The 14686-nt window shown below is 72.2% G+C and carries 12 protein-coding genes and 1 pseudogene; 6 read left to right on the forward strand and 7 right to left on the reverse strand.

What is annotated here, in order from left to right; all coding sequences use genetic code 11:
- The first annotated feature begins 69 nt into the window (after nucleotides 1-69).
- Entirely contained in the window at nucleotides 70-2433 is a 2364-nt protein-coding gene (locus ACFZDL_RS22850) for a hypothetical protein (RefSeq protein ID WP_353592191.1), read from the forward strand.
- A gap of 45 nt (nucleotides 2434-2478) precedes the next feature.
- Here ACFZDL_RS22850 and ACFZDL_RS22855 read toward each other — a convergent pair whose 3' ends face one another.
- The 4 genes from ACFZDL_RS22855 to ACFZDL_RS22870 are packed head-to-tail and all read right to left on the reverse strand — an operon-like array spanning nucleotide 2479 to nucleotide 7867.
- Complete coding sequence (locus ACFZDL_RS22855) at nucleotides 2479-3546, reverse strand: NlpC/P60 family protein (RefSeq protein WP_353592192.1); 1068 nt, start codon at nucleotides 3544-3546, stop codon at nucleotides 2479-2481.
- Between the two features lie 20 nt (nucleotides 3547-3566).
- Entirely contained in the window at nucleotides 3567-4049 is a 483-nt protein-coding gene (locus tag ACFZDL_RS22860; RefSeq protein WP_353592193.1) for a poly-gamma-glutamate biosynthesis protein PgsC/CapC, read from the reverse strand.
- A complete protein-coding gene (gene pgsB, locus ACFZDL_RS22865) occupies nucleotides 4046-5683 on the reverse strand; it encodes a poly-gamma-glutamate synthase PgsB (protein WP_353592194.1) in 1638 nt (545 codons plus the stop codon). Before pgsB ends, ACFZDL_RS22860 begins: the two co-directional genes overlap by 4 nt.
- Before the next feature lie 6 nt (nucleotides 5684-5689).
- Nucleotides 5690-7867: a HAMP domain-containing protein gene (locus ACFZDL_RS22870; protein ID WP_353592195.1), complete on the reverse strand. Its 2178-nt coding sequence runs from the start codon at nucleotides 7865-7867 to the stop codon at nucleotides 5690-5692.
- A gap of 281 nt (nucleotides 7868-8148) precedes the next feature.
- On the opposite strand from ACFZDL_RS22870, the gene ACFZDL_RS22875 reads away from it, so the two are divergent.
- Together ACFZDL_RS22875 and ACFZDL_RS22880 are read left to right on the forward strand one after the other, a co-directional pair.
- Nucleotides 8149-9204, forward strand: coding sequence for a hypothetical protein (locus tag ACFZDL_RS22875; protein WP_353592196.1), 1056 nt, complete (start codon nucleotides 8149-8151; stop codon nucleotides 9202-9204).
- Nucleotides 9205-9369: 165 nt separating this feature from the next.
- Nucleotides 9370-9675 (forward strand): annotated as a pseudogene (locus ACFZDL_RS22880) (MarR family winged helix-turn-helix transcriptional regulator); the annotation flags it as partial.
- Here the strand turns inward: ACFZDL_RS22880 and ACFZDL_RS22885 are convergent.
- The gene (locus tag ACFZDL_RS22885; RefSeq protein ID WP_353592197.1) at nucleotides 9667-10305 is read right to left on the reverse strand and encodes a TetR/AcrR family transcriptional regulator; all 639 of its coding nucleotides are present in this window, start codon (nucleotides 10303-10305) and stop codon (nucleotides 9667-9669) included. The pseudogene ACFZDL_RS22880 and the gene ACFZDL_RS22885 overlap by 9 nt on opposite strands.
- 52 nt (nucleotides 10306-10357) lie before the next feature.
- Here ACFZDL_RS22885 and ACFZDL_RS22890 point away from each other — a divergent pair, with 52 nt between their 5' ends.
- A complete protein-coding gene (locus ACFZDL_RS22890; RefSeq protein ID WP_353592198.1) occupies nucleotides 10358-10909 on the forward strand; it encodes a GNAT family protein in 552 nt (183 codons plus the stop codon).
- A 12-nt stretch (nucleotides 10910-10921) separates the two neighbouring features.
- Here the strand turns inward: ACFZDL_RS22890 and ACFZDL_RS22895 are convergent, their stop codons facing one another.
- A complete protein-coding gene (locus ACFZDL_RS22895; protein ID WP_353592199.1) occupies nucleotides 10922-11884 on the reverse strand; it encodes a hypothetical protein in 963 nt (320 codons plus the stop codon).
- A 211-nt stretch (nucleotides 11885-12095) separates the two neighbouring features.
- On the opposite strand from ACFZDL_RS22895, the gene ACFZDL_RS22900 reads away from it, so the two are divergent.
- Nucleotides 12096-13508 carry a hypothetical protein gene (locus ACFZDL_RS22900; RefSeq protein ID WP_353592200.1) on the forward strand — a complete coding sequence of 471 codons (1413 nt, stop codon included), beginning with the start codon at nucleotides 12096-12098 and terminating at the stop codon, nucleotides 13506-13508.
- 329 nt (nucleotides 13509-13837) lie between these two features.
- Nucleotides 13838-14080, forward strand: a complete 243-nt coding sequence (locus ACFZDL_RS22905; protein WP_353592201.1) for a hypothetical protein — start codon at nucleotides 13838-13840, stop codon at nucleotides 14078-14080.
- 47 nt (nucleotides 14081-14127) lie between these two features.
- On the opposite strand, the gene ACFZDL_RS22910 is transcribed toward ACFZDL_RS22905, so the two are convergent.
- A complete protein-coding gene (locus tag ACFZDL_RS22910; RefSeq protein ID WP_353592202.1) occupies nucleotides 14128-14682 on the reverse strand; it encodes a hypothetical protein in 555 nt (184 codons plus the stop codon).
- Between the last annotated feature and the right edge of the window lie 4 nt (nucleotides 14683-14686).

Consider the following 14686-nt stretch of genomic DNA (forward strand, 5'->3'; position numbering starts at 1 on the left):
GCTGGCTAACAGGCCAATTCTCCTGCTATAACTCGAATTTGGGTTGGCGCTAGGGGGAGGGGCAGCCCGATGGCCGGTGGGGGCGGAATCCACGTACACGGCGATGTCGAGGGGCAGGTCGTCGTCGGCGATCGCAACGTCGTGATCAACGCCGAGCGCGGTTCCTCGGTGACCGTACGGAGCGAGCCGCCGCCCTTGGCCCGCCGCCGCGCCCGCCCCGCGGGGCGCGCGCTCCCGCACCGCGCGCCCGCGCTGCTGGGCCGTGAGGGGGAGCTGGCGGCGCTGCGGCGGTGGCTGTCGCAGGGCCATCCGGTGCAGATCTACGGCCCGCCCGGCGTCGGCAAGTCCGTACTGCTTCGCCGGTTCGCGGCCGACGCCGCGGCCCGCGGTCAGGACGTGGTGTATCTCCCGGCGGCCGGGGTGCCGGTCGACGACCTCGTGCAGGAGCTCTTCCAGGCGTGCTACGAGGCGCCCGACTACAGGCCGGCGCCGGCGGTGACGCGGCAGCTGATGGCGTCGGTCCACGCCCTGGTCGCGGTCGACGACTTCCAAGGCTCGGCAGAAGACCTGGCGGAGCTGGTGGAGGCCGCGCCCGGGTGCGACGTCCTGGTGGTCACCGCCGAGCGCCAGGAGTGGAACGAGGGGCGTGTCCTGCGCCTGGACGGGCTGCTGGAGGAGCCCGCGCTCGCGCTGCTCGCCGAGGAGCTGGGCCGCCCGCTGTGGGGTGATGAGCGAGCGGCGGCGGGCCGGCTGATCGCCACCGTGCGCGGCCACCCCCGGACGCTGCTCCAGGCCGCCGCGTCCGCGGGGGCCGCGGCGCCGCTCGGACCTGCCGGGCCTGGTGGGCCAGCCGGTCCCGCTGGGCCTTCTGGTCCCGCAGCTGACGGCGCCGCCGGGTCCCCTCCCGCCGCTCCCGCCGGTCTTGCCGCGCTCGCCGTGGACGAGGTGGCGCTGGCGGTCGGGGTGGCGGGTGGGCTCAGTGATGGGGCGGGCAGGCTGCTGCGCATTCTGTGCGCCGTCGAGCCGCTGCCGCTGTCCCCGGCGCTCCTGGCCGCGATCACCGCCGGACCAGCCCACCCCGCCGGAGCAGCCCACCCCGCCGGAGCCACCGGTGCAGCCGGAGCCGCCGGTGCCGTCGAGGTGGACCGGGGCGCCGCCGCGGAGCTGGAGGCGCTGCGTCTGGCCTCGTCGGAGGGCGGCGGCTTACGTGCCGCGGGCCGGCTCGCCCGTCTGGTCGCCGAGCGCACCGGGCCGGCGCAGGACCCTGCCGCGCTGGCCGCCGCGCTGGTGGGCTGGGCGCGCGGGGCCACCCGTCATGACCTGGTCGCCGAGTCCGCCGTGATCTGCGGCGTCCTGGGGGCGGCCGCGCTCGCGGGGGGCCATGAGGCCGTCCGTGACCTCGCCCGCTTCACGGCTCCCGCCCTGGCCCGTTCGCTGCGCTGGGGCGCCTGGCGGCAGGTTCTGGACCTCGGCGCGGGCGCGGCCCGCGCGCTGGGGGCCGCCGCCGACCTGGCGTACTTCACCCATGAGGAGGAGGCGCGCAGACGGGCGCTCGGCCTGGCGGCCGGGGTCGTGGCCGGCCTGTCCTTCGGCGCCGGCGCGGCGGCCGGCCACCTCGGCGGCCCGGCCTCGGGCCATGCCGCGGCCCAGGCGGCGAGCCATGCCGCGGGCCATGGCTCGGCCGTGGCCGGGAAGTCGGCGCTGAGCTCGTTCGCGGGGAACCCGGTGGCCATCGGGACGGCGGCGGCCCTGCTGGTGGCGGGCGGCGTCTTCGTGGCGGTCGCGAGCACGGGCGGCGAAAGCCCCCGCGCCGATCCCACCATCCCCGTGACCTCCCTCGACCCGACCCGCACCCTGGCCCCGACCACCGCACCCACGTCGAGCGCCGTCCCGACCACCGGCCCCACGACCGCGACGACCGCCGTCCCGACGGTCACCACCACCCCCGTCACGGCCACCGCCTCCGAGCCCACCACCGGGCAGCCCACCTACGGGCCCGGCCAGTGCCCGCCCGTCGAGCTGGGCGTCGATCCGTTCGGACCGGTGGCGGCGGGGCAGCAGGACAGCAAGAGCGTCACCTGGGGCAGCTACTGGGAGTGCGACGACGCGAAGACGCTCGCCGTCAGCGACTCCAGCGCCTGGAGCGTCCGCGCGACCTCCTGCCCCGCCACGCAGAAACCCGGCCCTCCGAGGTCCGCCTCCGGCCCCTGTGTCCTGGAGGTCGTCTTCCGCCCTCCCGCCTCGGCCGAGCCAGGCACCACGTACAGCGCGCAGGTCACCATGCGGGACGACTGGGGGCATGTGGCGATGACGCTGCCCCTCAGCGGCAGCACCGCCTCCGTCGGCCCCACCGGTCCCACCGGCCCCACCGGTCCCACCAGTCCCGGAGAGGGCCCCTCCGCACAGCCGTCAGAACCCGCCCCCGACGCTTGAGGGCAAGAGCGCTTGAGGGCAATGGCGCTTGAGGGCACAGGCACGCTAGAGCCGCTTCGCGCTGCGGAACAGCTGGGCGTAGAACCCGTTGCCGTCGATGCGCGAGGCGCCGCCCTTGTCGCCCATGGTGGGGCCGTTGACCTCCTTGCGGCTGGAGATGAAGACCCGGTGGCCGTCGGTGTCCACGCCGAGGTACAGCGCGACGTGGTCCATGTGGTTGCCCGTGCGGTGGTCCATCTTGAAGAAGAGCAGATCGCCGGGTTGCAGTACGTCGATGTTGGCCGGGCGCTTGTACCAGGGCGAGGGGCCCTGCAGCTTGATGATGTCCGCGCCCACCGTCGAGCGGGCCATGCCGTCGGCGGTGCGCGGCAACCCGTCCCCGAGGGTGTTCGTGGCCCGCAGCGGGTAGCGGGCGCGGTAGCCCCACACCATGCGCATGAAGCCGGAGCAGTCCAGCGCGCGGTAGCGCTCCTGCCGCGGCTGCATGGTGGTGCCGTCACGGAAGGTGTACGGGATGCCCAGGTAGTCGTAGAAGTCGTTCTGTTCGAGGCGGTCCACACCGTCCGACTTGAACGGCCCGAAGACGGCGTCCCCCGCGTACGGGGTGCCCTCGTCGTCCTTCTTGACCGGCGCGCCCTGGCTGTACTGGAAGGCGATCGCGAAGATGTCGTCCTCCTCGCTGCCGTAGTACTGCTTGAACCAGTCCTTGAACCACTGCTCCTTCTCCGCCCCCTGGCGCCAGGGCTCGGGCATCAGCCGCACCCAGTCCTCGGTCACCACGCGGGAGGTGGTGTTGGCGGGCTCGGCGAAGGTGCGGCTGGGGCCCTTGAGGGTGGCGGTGCGGGCGCCGTCCGTGAAGGTGGCGAGCACCTGGCCCTTGGAGCCGCGCAGCACGGTGCGCTCCGGGTTCTTCAGCCGCTCCCAGGTCCGGGTCCCGGTGTCCTGGGCGCTGGACTCCAGCTGCGGATCGTCCGTGACCTTCTGCACCGCCGGGGCCTTGGCGTCCTCCTCCTTCCGCAGCTCCACGGTCAGATAGGCGCTGGTGCCCAGTAGCGCGAGCACGGTCACGGCGTGCAGCACGCCGCGTTTCTTCGAGGTCTTCTTGGCAGACATGGTCGGCTCCGGTGGTGGGGTCAGGAGGACGGCATGACGCCGAGCAGGATCCCGGCGGTGAGGACGACGTACGCCCCGAGTGTCACCGAGCCGGTGGCCAGCAGCGTGGGGCCCTTGGGCTGGCGCACCAGCTGGTAGGCGATCAGGCCGGGGACGATGAATCCGAGCGTCTGGTTGCTGTACATCAGCGGGAACTCGATGGTCAGCGCGATCATCACGGTGGCCTGCAGCAGTACGCCGGTGAGCACGACGGCCGCGAACAGCCGCTTGCCGTACAGGATCACGAAGCGCTGCAGCAGCAGCACGCACACATAGGTGAGGACGGTGACGCCGACGACCATCGCGGCGCGCTGGAGGTCCTCGACGAGGGTGAGCGCGAGCCAGCCCGGGGTGATCATGCCGCCGGGTGAGAGGTTGGTCGTCAGATAGCAGACGAGCGAGAACATGAGCCCGAGCGCGATACCGAGCGCGGCGATCTCTGGGGTGAGGACGGAGGGGATCAACGCGGCTCTCCTGAGCTGTGCCACTGCTGGTCTTCGGCGGGGGGCTGGGCTGCTGCGGCTGGCTGGTCCGCCGCGTGTGTGCGGGTCCGGTCTGCCGCGCGGGCCTGGTCCGCCGCGGCGGGCGGGTCTGCCATGAGGGGCGGGTCTGCTTTGAGGGGCTGGGGCGGCACCCGGGGCTCGAAGTAGCCGCGCGGGCGGGCCTGGCCGTCCTGCGCCGCGGGCTGCCGCTGCGCGTACCGGGCCTCGTACGCCTCCGGGTACCGCTGGTAGGGGTCGATGCGGGGCGCGTACAGCTGCATCGTGTCGACGTGTTCGGGCGGGGCGGGCAGGGCGGGCAGGGCCGACGTGGTCGCTGCGACGGGGGCGGCGGCCGGCCGGGTGCCCCCGGCGCCGGCCGGGGCGGCGGGCTCGGGGGCGCCGACGCTGTCGCCGCCGCCGGGCTCGTCGGGGGAGTCGTCGGCGGGGAGCTCGGCAAGGTGCTCGAGGAGCACTTCGCCCTGGCCGTGGATGTTGCCGATGGCGACCAGCGAGGAGTTGGGCCCGAGCATGCCCAGCATCTGCGCCATGAACTCCTCCGGGTCGCGCCGGTCGCCGCCGAGATCGACGGCGCGTGAGCGGTACGAGGCGGGGATGGCGTCGATGGCGGACTTGGCCGGGTGGCCGATCACAAAGACGTGCTCGGGGTCGAGGTCGGGGATGATCTCGCCCATCTGGCCGTTGCGTTCGACGCGGTCGGGGCGGCAGTTGATCACCACGTTGAGCGGGCGGTGGATCGCGCCGAGGTCGAGCAGCTGGTTGATGTTCATCAGCGTCGACTCGGGGTCGTTGGCCGCGAAGACGTTGGCGAAGCGCAGCCGCTTGCCCTCGTGGGTGCGGTAGCGCTCGACGGACAGCACACCGGGGTCCGGCGGCGCGTCGTACATGCCCTGCAGGGCCACCTTGCGCTCCACGCCGAGGAGTTCGGCGACGGCGAGCGCGATCGCCACGTTCTCCTTGAAGGTGAACCAGCTGAAGCCGCGCAGCTCCTCATCGCTGACCGTCTCCGGGTCCGCGTAGATCAGACGGCAGTTCCGGGCGTCGGCCTCCTCCTGGAGGATGTGCAGGCGCTCCTTCTCGGCGGTGACGCAGATCCCGTCCTCCGGCATGGACCGGCACAGCGAGCGCGCCACATCGTCCAGGGTGGGGCCCATCTCGGCGAGGTGGTCCTCGCGGACGTTGCACAGCACGCCGATCGTGGAGCGGATCAGCTTGGACTGGTTGATCTCCTGCAGCGCCGGCATGACGGCCATGCACTCGATGACCAGCGCGTCCGGGCGGTACGCGGCGGCGCGCCGCACGATGCCGATCTGCTCGACGACGTTGGCGATGCCGAACTTGCGGTAGACCGGCTCCTCGGTGGCGTCGGGGTGGATGAACCGGGCGGCCGTACCGGTGGTCTTGGCGACGGTGACCAGGTCGCCGCCGCGCAGCGCGCCCGCGCACAGCCGGGTGATGGACGACTTGCCGCGGATGCCGTTGACCAGCACCCGGGTGGGGATGTTGTCCAGGTTGGCGAAGTGCCGCCGCTGCTCCACGACCCCGGCGACCAGCAGTATCGCGCTGCACACCATGAGCACGGTGTAAAGGAAGAGCACGGTTTTTCAGTTCCTTCCGGCGAGGGACCGACTGCCGTCACGCCCGCCACGCTGCTGCTCCTGCAGCTGCTGCCGGATGAGCTCCAGGCTGCGGACGACGGCGCCGACCTCGTCGTGGTGGCGCGGGAAGAGGACGGTACGCCGGTCGCCGCCCGCGAGCGCCTCGGCCTGGTCGGCGAGCGCGCGCAGCGGGCGGACGACCACGATGTGCAGCCAGCCCAGGCAGGCCGCCGCCGCGGTGAGGCCGAGCATTCCGACCAGCACGGTGCGGTTCTGCAGGGTGTAGGCGGGGATGTCGAGCCGGGAGGCGGGCTGCCAGCTGACGACGCTCCAGTCGAGGACCTTCGCCACGCCGCCGCCCGTCATCGGGGACGCGGCGGCGATCCGCACGTCGTCGCCGCGCTGGACCTTGGCGTGCGGCTGCTTGCCGTCGACCAGCGGGGACAGGTGTCCGGGCATCTTCTGGAAGGCCAGGTAGCCGGAGTTCCCGGCGATGACCCGGCCCTCGGCGTCGACCACCCGGACCTGGCCGAGGCCCTCGCGGCGCAGCAGCGCGTTGACGAAGTCGATGTCGAACTCGCCGACGACCGCGGCGCCCGCCTTCCCCTGGAGGGGGGCCGTGGCGCGGATGACGGGCTTCTTGCCGCCGTGTCCGGACAGCTTCAGCGGCTGGTCGGAGGGGCGCTCGCCGGACGAGTGGTGCGGCTTGTGCCCGGCCCGGGCCAGCACCTCGCCGTCGCCGCTGAGGACGTAGACGGACTCGTAGCGCGGATGTTCCTCGATGGTGCGCGTGAGGACGGCCGTCATGTCGTCGGCCGAGGTGCGGTTTCCGATCAGGGCGGCGACGGCGGACAGGTCGGCGTGGCCCTCGTTGAGCGCCCGGCGCACCCGGTCGCTGATCGTCTCGGTGCGCGCCTTCTGGTCGCTGACCACCTGGGCCGGGATGTGTACGGAGGAGCTGGGGCGGTTGAGCAGCAGGGTCAGCGGGACCGACCAGGTCAGCAGCAGTACGGCGGAGACGGCGACCAGGGCGCGGGTGCCCAGGCGCCGGAGGCCGCGCGCGCCGTCCGCGCCGTCCGTACCCTCGGGGGACTCCCCGCGCAGCTGCTGCCGCAGCCGCTCCAGGGCCCGGCCGATGCGGGCGGCCTCGCCGAACCGGGGCACGGTCACCGGGCGGGCCAGGTCGCCGCGGGTGAGCCGGCGGCTCTCCAGGAACAGCCGGATCAGGGGGCGCTGGACGGTGCCGAGCAGCACCGCGATGGCCAGGCCGCCGATGACCAGCAGCGCGCCCGCGGCGGCCAGGCCGAAGGCGGGGCGGGCCAGTTGGGAGGCGCGCTCGGTGACGCCGACCTGGGTGACGATGCTCAGCCCGAGGCCGCTGGCCACCGTGGACTTGCCCGGCTCGGCGGCGGCGAGCGTGGCGTAGCCGGCGACGGTCCGCCGGTCGCCCGTGGCGTCGCCGGTGAAGCTGCCGCTGACGCCCGCGTAGCCGCCGGCGCCGGGCTCCTTGGCGCTGATGGGGTTCTGCCGGGCCTTGCCGGCGGCGGTGGTGGCGAACGTCTTCAGCTCGCGCTGCGCCCGCTCGCTGTCGAGGGCCCCGTCGCTGCTGAGGATCGTGCCGGTCGAGTCCACGACGCCGATGGCGCGGCCCTCGCTCAGCCGCATCCCGGGCACCTTCAGATTGCTGGAGGCGATCAGGAGCTGCTGGGGCCGGCCCTCCCAGGACAGCAGGGCGAGGGCGATCAGCCGGGTCTGGCCGTTCTTCAGCCGGACCAGGCGGGGCGCCAGGCCGTCCTTGCCGGAGAGCTTGGTGCGGTCGATCACGGTGAGCGGCACGGTCTCGCCCCGGGCGGCGAGCAGCTTGCCCGACTTGATCTCGATGACCGCGGTGCCGCTCCACTTCTGGTAGACGCTGCCCGTTTTGTCGAGGACGGCGTCGGCGGAGGCGGGTTGGCCCTCGCTGAAGAGGATCGCGGTGCGGTTGAGGTCGGTGACCGACTCGTCGAGCGAGGCGCGCAGTGCGACGGCTCCGTCCTCGGCGAAGTGCTGCTGTGAGGTCAGCACGGCCTTGGGCACGAGGACGTTCTCGGTCTTGCCGAAGGTGAGGGCGGTGATTCCCGCCAGGGAGAGGAGCAGGGCCGAGAGTACGGCTATGGGCGGACGAATGCCGCCTATCAGTGACATATCAGCCCGTCGGCGGATCTTTCGCCGCCGCTTCGGCGCCGAAGCGGCCACGGGGGCTCCTCTCTTGAATTGCTTGGGGGGTGTTCGCGCCGCTCGGGGGCGCGCCGATGCGCGAGCCCCGCAGGCGCGCGGCCGCGCGAAAATACGCGACCCGTGGGGTTTGGATCAATCAGTCAGGTTAAAGGTTGCGTGAGGAGATGAAAATGTGAGTCAGATCGCTTGACCCCTCGCACTGCTGATCGATGGCCGGAACCCGTTGCCCCGCTATCGTCCGATTCATCATGAGAGCCGACTCCACCATGAGAGCCGACCGCCCCCGGAAGACCACCCGCGCCGCCCGGAAGGCCGCTTCCGCCGCGCGGAAGACCTCCATTGCCGCGCGGAAGAGCCCCCTCGTCCTCGGCGTCGTGGCGCTCACCGCCGTGGCCGCCCTGCTGACGACGGCCCTCGCCCTGCGCGGCGGCGCGGGCGGAACCGCCGCCCCCAAGGGCGGCACCGACCTGGAGCGCCGGATCACCGACTACACCGCCCGGTTCGGCGCGGACACCGGCTATCTGCCGCCCGGGCGCTCCGACCGCCAGGGCGTCGCCCGCGCCGTCGCGCTCCTCCTGGACGGCCACCGCGACCAGGCCGCGGCCCGCCTCGACGCCCTGGACTTCGACCTCCGTACGATCACCGACAGCGCCACCGGCCGGCGCTACGCCGAGATCGCCGACCGCACCGACACCGGCCCCGCGCCGCGCGGCTGGGGGCGCGTCTACGTCGACCTGTCGGCCCCCGTGCGCTGGTCCGTCCAGATCCCGCACCCGGTGGCGGACGCCCGTACCGAACAGCTGGGCGTCGGCGTCCTGCGCGGCAGCCCCGGCGGCGTGCTCGTGCTCGCGGGCGCCCACCGCGACGCGGGCGTCGGGGACGCGGCCGATGTGGCCCACCGTCGCCGCACCGTCTTCTCCGCGGTCTGCGCCGAACTGGCCGAACGCGGACTCCCCGGCATCCAGATCCACGGCTTCGCCGACGACTCGGCCCCCGACTACGACGTCATCGCCTCGACCGGCCGCGCCACCCGCGAGAGCCGCGCCGACGCCCGCGTCCTCGCGAACGCCCTCCGCTCCCGGGACTTCGAGGTCTGCCGCGCCTGGGTCCGCTCCTGCCCCCTGGAGGGCCGCACCAACGAACAGGGCCGCGCCGCCGCGGCCCAGGACAGCACCTTCCTGCACATCGAATTCGCCAACGCGGTCCGCACCGACCGCACGGCGGCCGCCCGCGCCGTCGCGGCGATGGACGTGGTGACCGCCCGCTGGTCGAAGCGGACCCCGCACCCGGACGCGACCGGCTGACCGGCCGCGCCCGGACGCCGGGCGTTACGAGGCCGTCCCCAAGGCCTCGGCCGACTCGGCCGACTCGGGCGCCGCCTCCTCGGCGGCGGTCCGCCGGCGAGGCGTCCAGGTAGTTCGGCAGCTCGGGGACGATCGGGATCACCAGGGTCTGCATCAGCGAGACGCGCCGCCCGGCTGTCCGTGGAGGCCTCCCATGTCACCCGGCAGCTGGGGCAGTTGGAGAAGGCCGGCTATGTGATCCGCGTTCCGGATCCGGACGACCGCCGTGCCCAGCGCGTTTAGCTCACCGACGCCGGCCTGGCCGCCGTCGAGCGCATCCGGGAAGCCGGCCGCTGCGGCATGGCGGTGGCCCTTGCGCATTGGTCCGCCGAAGACCTGGGACAGCTCGCCGGGCTCTTTTACCGCCTCGCCGACGACTTCGTCGCCCACGCCGAGGCGGACGTCGACGTCCCGCCCCCGGCCTCATCCTGACGGGGTGTTCCTCCTGCCGGCCGGCCTTCCCGTCGGCTCCGGTGTGGGCGGGGCCAGCAGGGCCAGATAGTCGTCCAGGAGCTCGACCTGCCGCTGTGGCGGGAACGCCGCCGGGTCGAACAGGGCCTGGACCACCATGCCGAGGACGAAGGACTCGGCGCCGGCCGCGATGCGCGCGGGGTCGCCGGGGGGCAGTTCGCCGAGCTCCTGGGCCGCGGCCACCCGCTCGGTCAGCCTGTCGCGGCCTTGGGCGTACTTGCGGGCGTATTCGGTGCTCAGGGCGGGGTCGGAGAGCGCGGTGTCCCAGGAGGAGACCCAGATCCGGTTGGAGTCGGTGGCCGCGGGGGTCAGCGGCAGGATGTCGAGCAGCGCGTCCCTGAGGGCGGCCAGGCCCTTGCCCGCCCGGCGGCGGGGGCGGGAGGCGGTGCGCTGTTCGAGGAGGTCGAGCGCGTACTCCACCAGGGCGTGTTTGGTGGGGAAGTAGTGCGTGAGCAGGCCGGTGGTCGCGCCGAGTTCGGCGGCGACGGCGCGCAGGGTCAGGCCGGCGAAGCCGCGTATGGCCATCACCTTCCAGACGGCTTCGGAGACGTCGCGCCGGCGGGCCTCGTGATCTCCCTTGGTGCGTGGCATGCCGCCACGCTACATTGCCATAACGCGTGTTATGTGAATGAGGAGGCCACTCATGTTCTCGCTGCCGCTGGGCGACGGGGCTCGCCTTGGTCCGCTGGAGGTCTGGCATGCCGAGGAGTTCGCCGACCATATGGATCGGGCCCGCGAGCACATTCGCCCCTGGGTCGGGCCCACGTTCGTCACCGCCGATGTGGACGGGGCGCGGTCCACGCTCAAGCGGTACGCCGAACGCCAGGCCGGTGACGGCGCCCGCCTGTACGGCATCTGGCGGGACGGAGCGCTGGCCGGCGGCGTGATGTTCACCGATTTCGACGCCGCTTTCGGGGTGTGCGAGATCGGGTGCTGGCTGGAGCCGTCCGCCGAGGGTCACGGTCTGGTCACGCAGGCGTGCGCCGCGCTGGTGGACTGGGCGTTCACATCCCGCGGGCTGCACCGGGCCGAGTGGCACTGCCGGGCCGACAACGACCGGAGCTCAGCGGTGGCCAAGCGGCTCGGCATGACGCTGGAGGGCGTGCGGCGCGAGGCATGGCCGTACGAGGGCGCGCGCTACGACAAGCAGATATGGGCGGTCCTCGCCCCCGAATGGCGAGCCCTGGGCCGGTGACCGGCGGCGAAGCTACGCCGCCGGCGGCTCGGGGATGCGCCAGGTGATGCGGAACCGCTGCTCCGGCGGAAGCCCGAATCTGCCCACTGGGCCGATCTCCTTGATGAGATAGCCGAAGATCTGATGGTGGGCCTCCTCGGAGAGTTCATGCCAGGTCTCCGGGGTCGCGGTCATGACCTCCCGCATCAAGGACACGTCCGATTCGGCGCGCAGCATCTCGATGCGGTCCTCACGGTCCATGGTCTCGTCGGCGTGCATGGCGCTGATCGACCGCTGAAGGAGGTTCGGCTCGACCGCCAGGCGCTGGAGTATCCGGTCGCAGCCGTAGCGGAAGGCCGTATGCATTTCGACAGCTTCCTGGTCCGGATAGCGGTAGCCGAAGGGGCTGCCCTCCTCGGCGCCCAGGTAGTCGCCCTTCAGGGTTCGCAGGAGAGCACGCAGAGCAAACTCGGCACCGTTCTCCTCGATGAGACGGACACCGACCTGAACCCATTCGTCCTCTGAGAACACAGGCTCGTGCGGCACCGCGAGCGAGGGGGCGATCTCAATGGCATTGAACGGGTTGATCATCATGCCGACGACCGCCTCAGCGGTCCACTGCCCGTCATCTGTGCCCCAACCCTGTGACAGCGCCAGTTCCCGGGCCGACTTCATGCCACCCGGTTCTCCCTCCCGCACTGCGCGCCACAGGGGCAGGAACCGCGCCACCTCGGCCGTCGGGTCCCGGGGCGGATCGACGCAGGCGGCGGCGAGCACTGCCACGATCGACTGCACGGTCTCCCAGCGCGGGACGTTCAGGCCCTTGAGGGTCGTACGGACGCCCTCATGGCTGACGACCGCCGGGTGGTCGCCTTCAGCGATCAGGGCGCTCACCTTTCGCATGCCGGGGCGGCCCGCCGCCCGGTGGAGCTCTTCCAGGGCGCGTACCAGCTCCTGGTGGGCTTCGTTCGGAAGAGAAACGGTGTCGGTGGTCACGAAACGACAGATCCCTTCGGCCTTTCAGGTGGCGGCCCGGAAGGCCGTCAGATAGTGCCAAGAGCGTAGAAGTCGCAGGCAAAGTGCCACATGCCAGATTTCGCCAACTTCCCCGTCCCGGGCGTCAAACGATGACAAGCACTCCGAGAAGGCCCCGAGCATGGAGACAGCGCCGTGAGCGAACCGGCGCCGTTTCCCAAGGAGTTGCCCCGTGCACATCCCTAAATACGCCTATGCCATGATCCGGTCCGCACTGCCGACTGTCCCCACCTCCCGCCAGGTAGGGGCGCTGGATTGCTGCCTCTGCGACAAGCCCTTTGAGGATCGGCCGCCCGTACCGCTCGGGCCGACTCCCGAGTCGGGACTGTTCGGCTGCCATCCCTGTCTGACCCGTTTGGTTGCCCGGGCGCGGCGGGCCCGTGACGCCGCGCTGACCCAGGACGCCGAGCGGGCCCGGACGGAGTCCGCGGCCTGGCTGCCGGTGCGTGAGCGGCATCTCGCCCGGCTCGACAGTGCGCGGCAGGCCGCGGAGGCCGTGGCCGGGCTGGCCCGGGACGGTGACACCGAGCCGCTGCGGGCCGCCTGGCTGCTGGTCTCGCTGGAGTCGGCGTACGCCTGGGTCCCGGAGGCGCCGGAGCCACCCACCTCTGCGGAGCGCGAGGACCCAGAGCTGAAGGACGAGGCGTTCCGGCTCGACCTGGCGATGATCACAGCGCGGGAGGCGGTGGCGGAGCGGCTCGCTTATCACCTCATCAACGAGGCGCAGCCCGAGGAACCGGAGATGTGCGAGGAGCTCGAATGCCTGGAAGGCTGCTCGGGACGCCATGACTCCTCACACATCGACTGCGGACCGGACGCCGTCTTCGAGGATCTGGCGAATCACGGAATCACCGTGGAGCAGCCGGAGCCCGAACCCCTGCCGCCTCGGTTCGCGGCTCTCTTGGGAAGGACCGAGGCCGAGGAGAAGCACGCGCTGCTCACGGGCATCGAGGAGCAGGCGCCCGTTGTCCTGGCGCATTTCGGCATCGACGCCGACGACACGGATGCCCTGGTGAGCGCGGCGGCGGTCGGGCTGGTGGCCGACGCCTGGCGTGAGGGGCCGCTGGAGGCGATCCACGCGGCCGACGACGGGCCGAGCGACGGTGAGATCTTCGCGCAGAGCGTCGATCTGTACCACAGGGCCCGCGCCGCGCTGGTGGCCGCGCGGGACGACGGGCCCGAGGCGCTGCTCGCCTTCGTGGCCGTCGCCTCGGACGTGAACCTTCCGTGGGCCGGCGGTTCGCGCTTCGCGCTGCGGATGGTGTCCGAATCCGTGGCGGAGCTTGTCCAGCACATCGACGACCGGGTCTGGTTCACCGCGGAAGTGATGCGTGAACAGGGCTGGCGCGCGGGGCTGCTGCACAGAGCCACTTCGGCCGCGTTCAAGGTTCCTACCCACTTCGGTATGCCGGGCTGGCCCGGCGATGTCGCCTCGGCAATGGAGCGTCTCGCCGTGCTGGACAGGTCGGGCGCCCCCGAGGCGCTGACAGACCTCGCGGCGGTGGAAGCCGCGTTGCTCGAAGCGCCCGACCGGCTGGGAGCAGACGCCCTCGACTGGATCTCCCGCCAGGCCCTGCTCGGCTAGCGCGCCACCCGAGCCCGCCCGTTCGCCGACGGGCCTGGGGTCGGGAACCCCCTCGTACCAGGGCATACCTTCAATGCATCCGGCTCGCGGAGAGTCGGTGGGCGGCGTTTTCCCGCGGGCCCCGGCACCCGAGGAAGCCGCATATGGGCGTGATTCCACCCAACTCCGCACACTCACATCAGCGGCTCACCAGGTATGTGACCTGAAGTGCCGGCCGGGGTGGCGCGAGGTGTCGACATGCCCAGAAGCACTGGCAAAATACTGGCCCGCACCCCTGTGCGGTTGCCCGAGCGCTGCGGGGCGGCCCAGCAGAAGGTAGAGGCCACCCGGTGAAGTGGGACGAAGTGACCCTCGTCATCCTCGCCGCGTTCGGCTGCGTCACGCTACTGCTGGCGCAGATCAGCGAGGTGCTCTCAAAGCTGCCACACATCATCCGCGCGTGGCGGCAGGTCCGGCACGAACTGCGCGATGGCACCGATCCCGGCTCTCGGGATCACTCAACAAGGGGCACCGCCCCGGGCACCCCTGCGGTCGACCCAGGCGATGGGGACCGTACATCCAGCGAGCCATGACGAGCGCGGGACCCGAAGGCCCCGCCTAAACCGCAAGGAACCCCAGGTCAGGGCCAGACCAGGCAGTACGGCTGGTGTCCCGCCTCGTGCAGCCGGTGGGAGAAGTCCTGCCACTCGTGCAGCAGCCGGTAGACCGTGAAGGCGTCGCGGGGGCCGCCGCGGTCGGGGACGGTGGACCAGATGAAGGCGGCGGCGCCGACCGCTTCCTCGCCGACGCCGCGGAGCGGGTCGACGGCGGTCATGGGGAGCTTGACCACGGCGTAGTCGGGGTGGAGGACGACGAGTTCGAGCGGGGGCACCTTGTGGAGGGGGACGCCCTCGATGCCGGTGAGGACCATCGCGGCCACCGTCTCCGGCTTGATCTTGGTGAACATGCCATGGCCGAGCTCGTCGCCGCCGAGCTCCTCGGGGCGCATGGAGATGGGGACCCGGGCGGCGGTGGCGCCATCGGGCGCGCCGAAGTACTTGTACGTCACCCCCATACGGCCGCTCCCGCTCCTGCGTGCGCCGCTTGCGTCCCCGCGGCGCCTATGGCGTCCAGGGCGGGCGCGCTCGGGACCTCGATCGTCGGTCCCTTCACCCAGTTCGCCACCGCGATGCATATCT

This window comes from Streptomyces sp. NPDC007917, assembly GCF_042959105.1.
Taxonomy (GTDB): Bacteria; Actinomycetota; Actinomycetes; order Streptomycetales; family Streptomycetaceae; genus Streptomyces.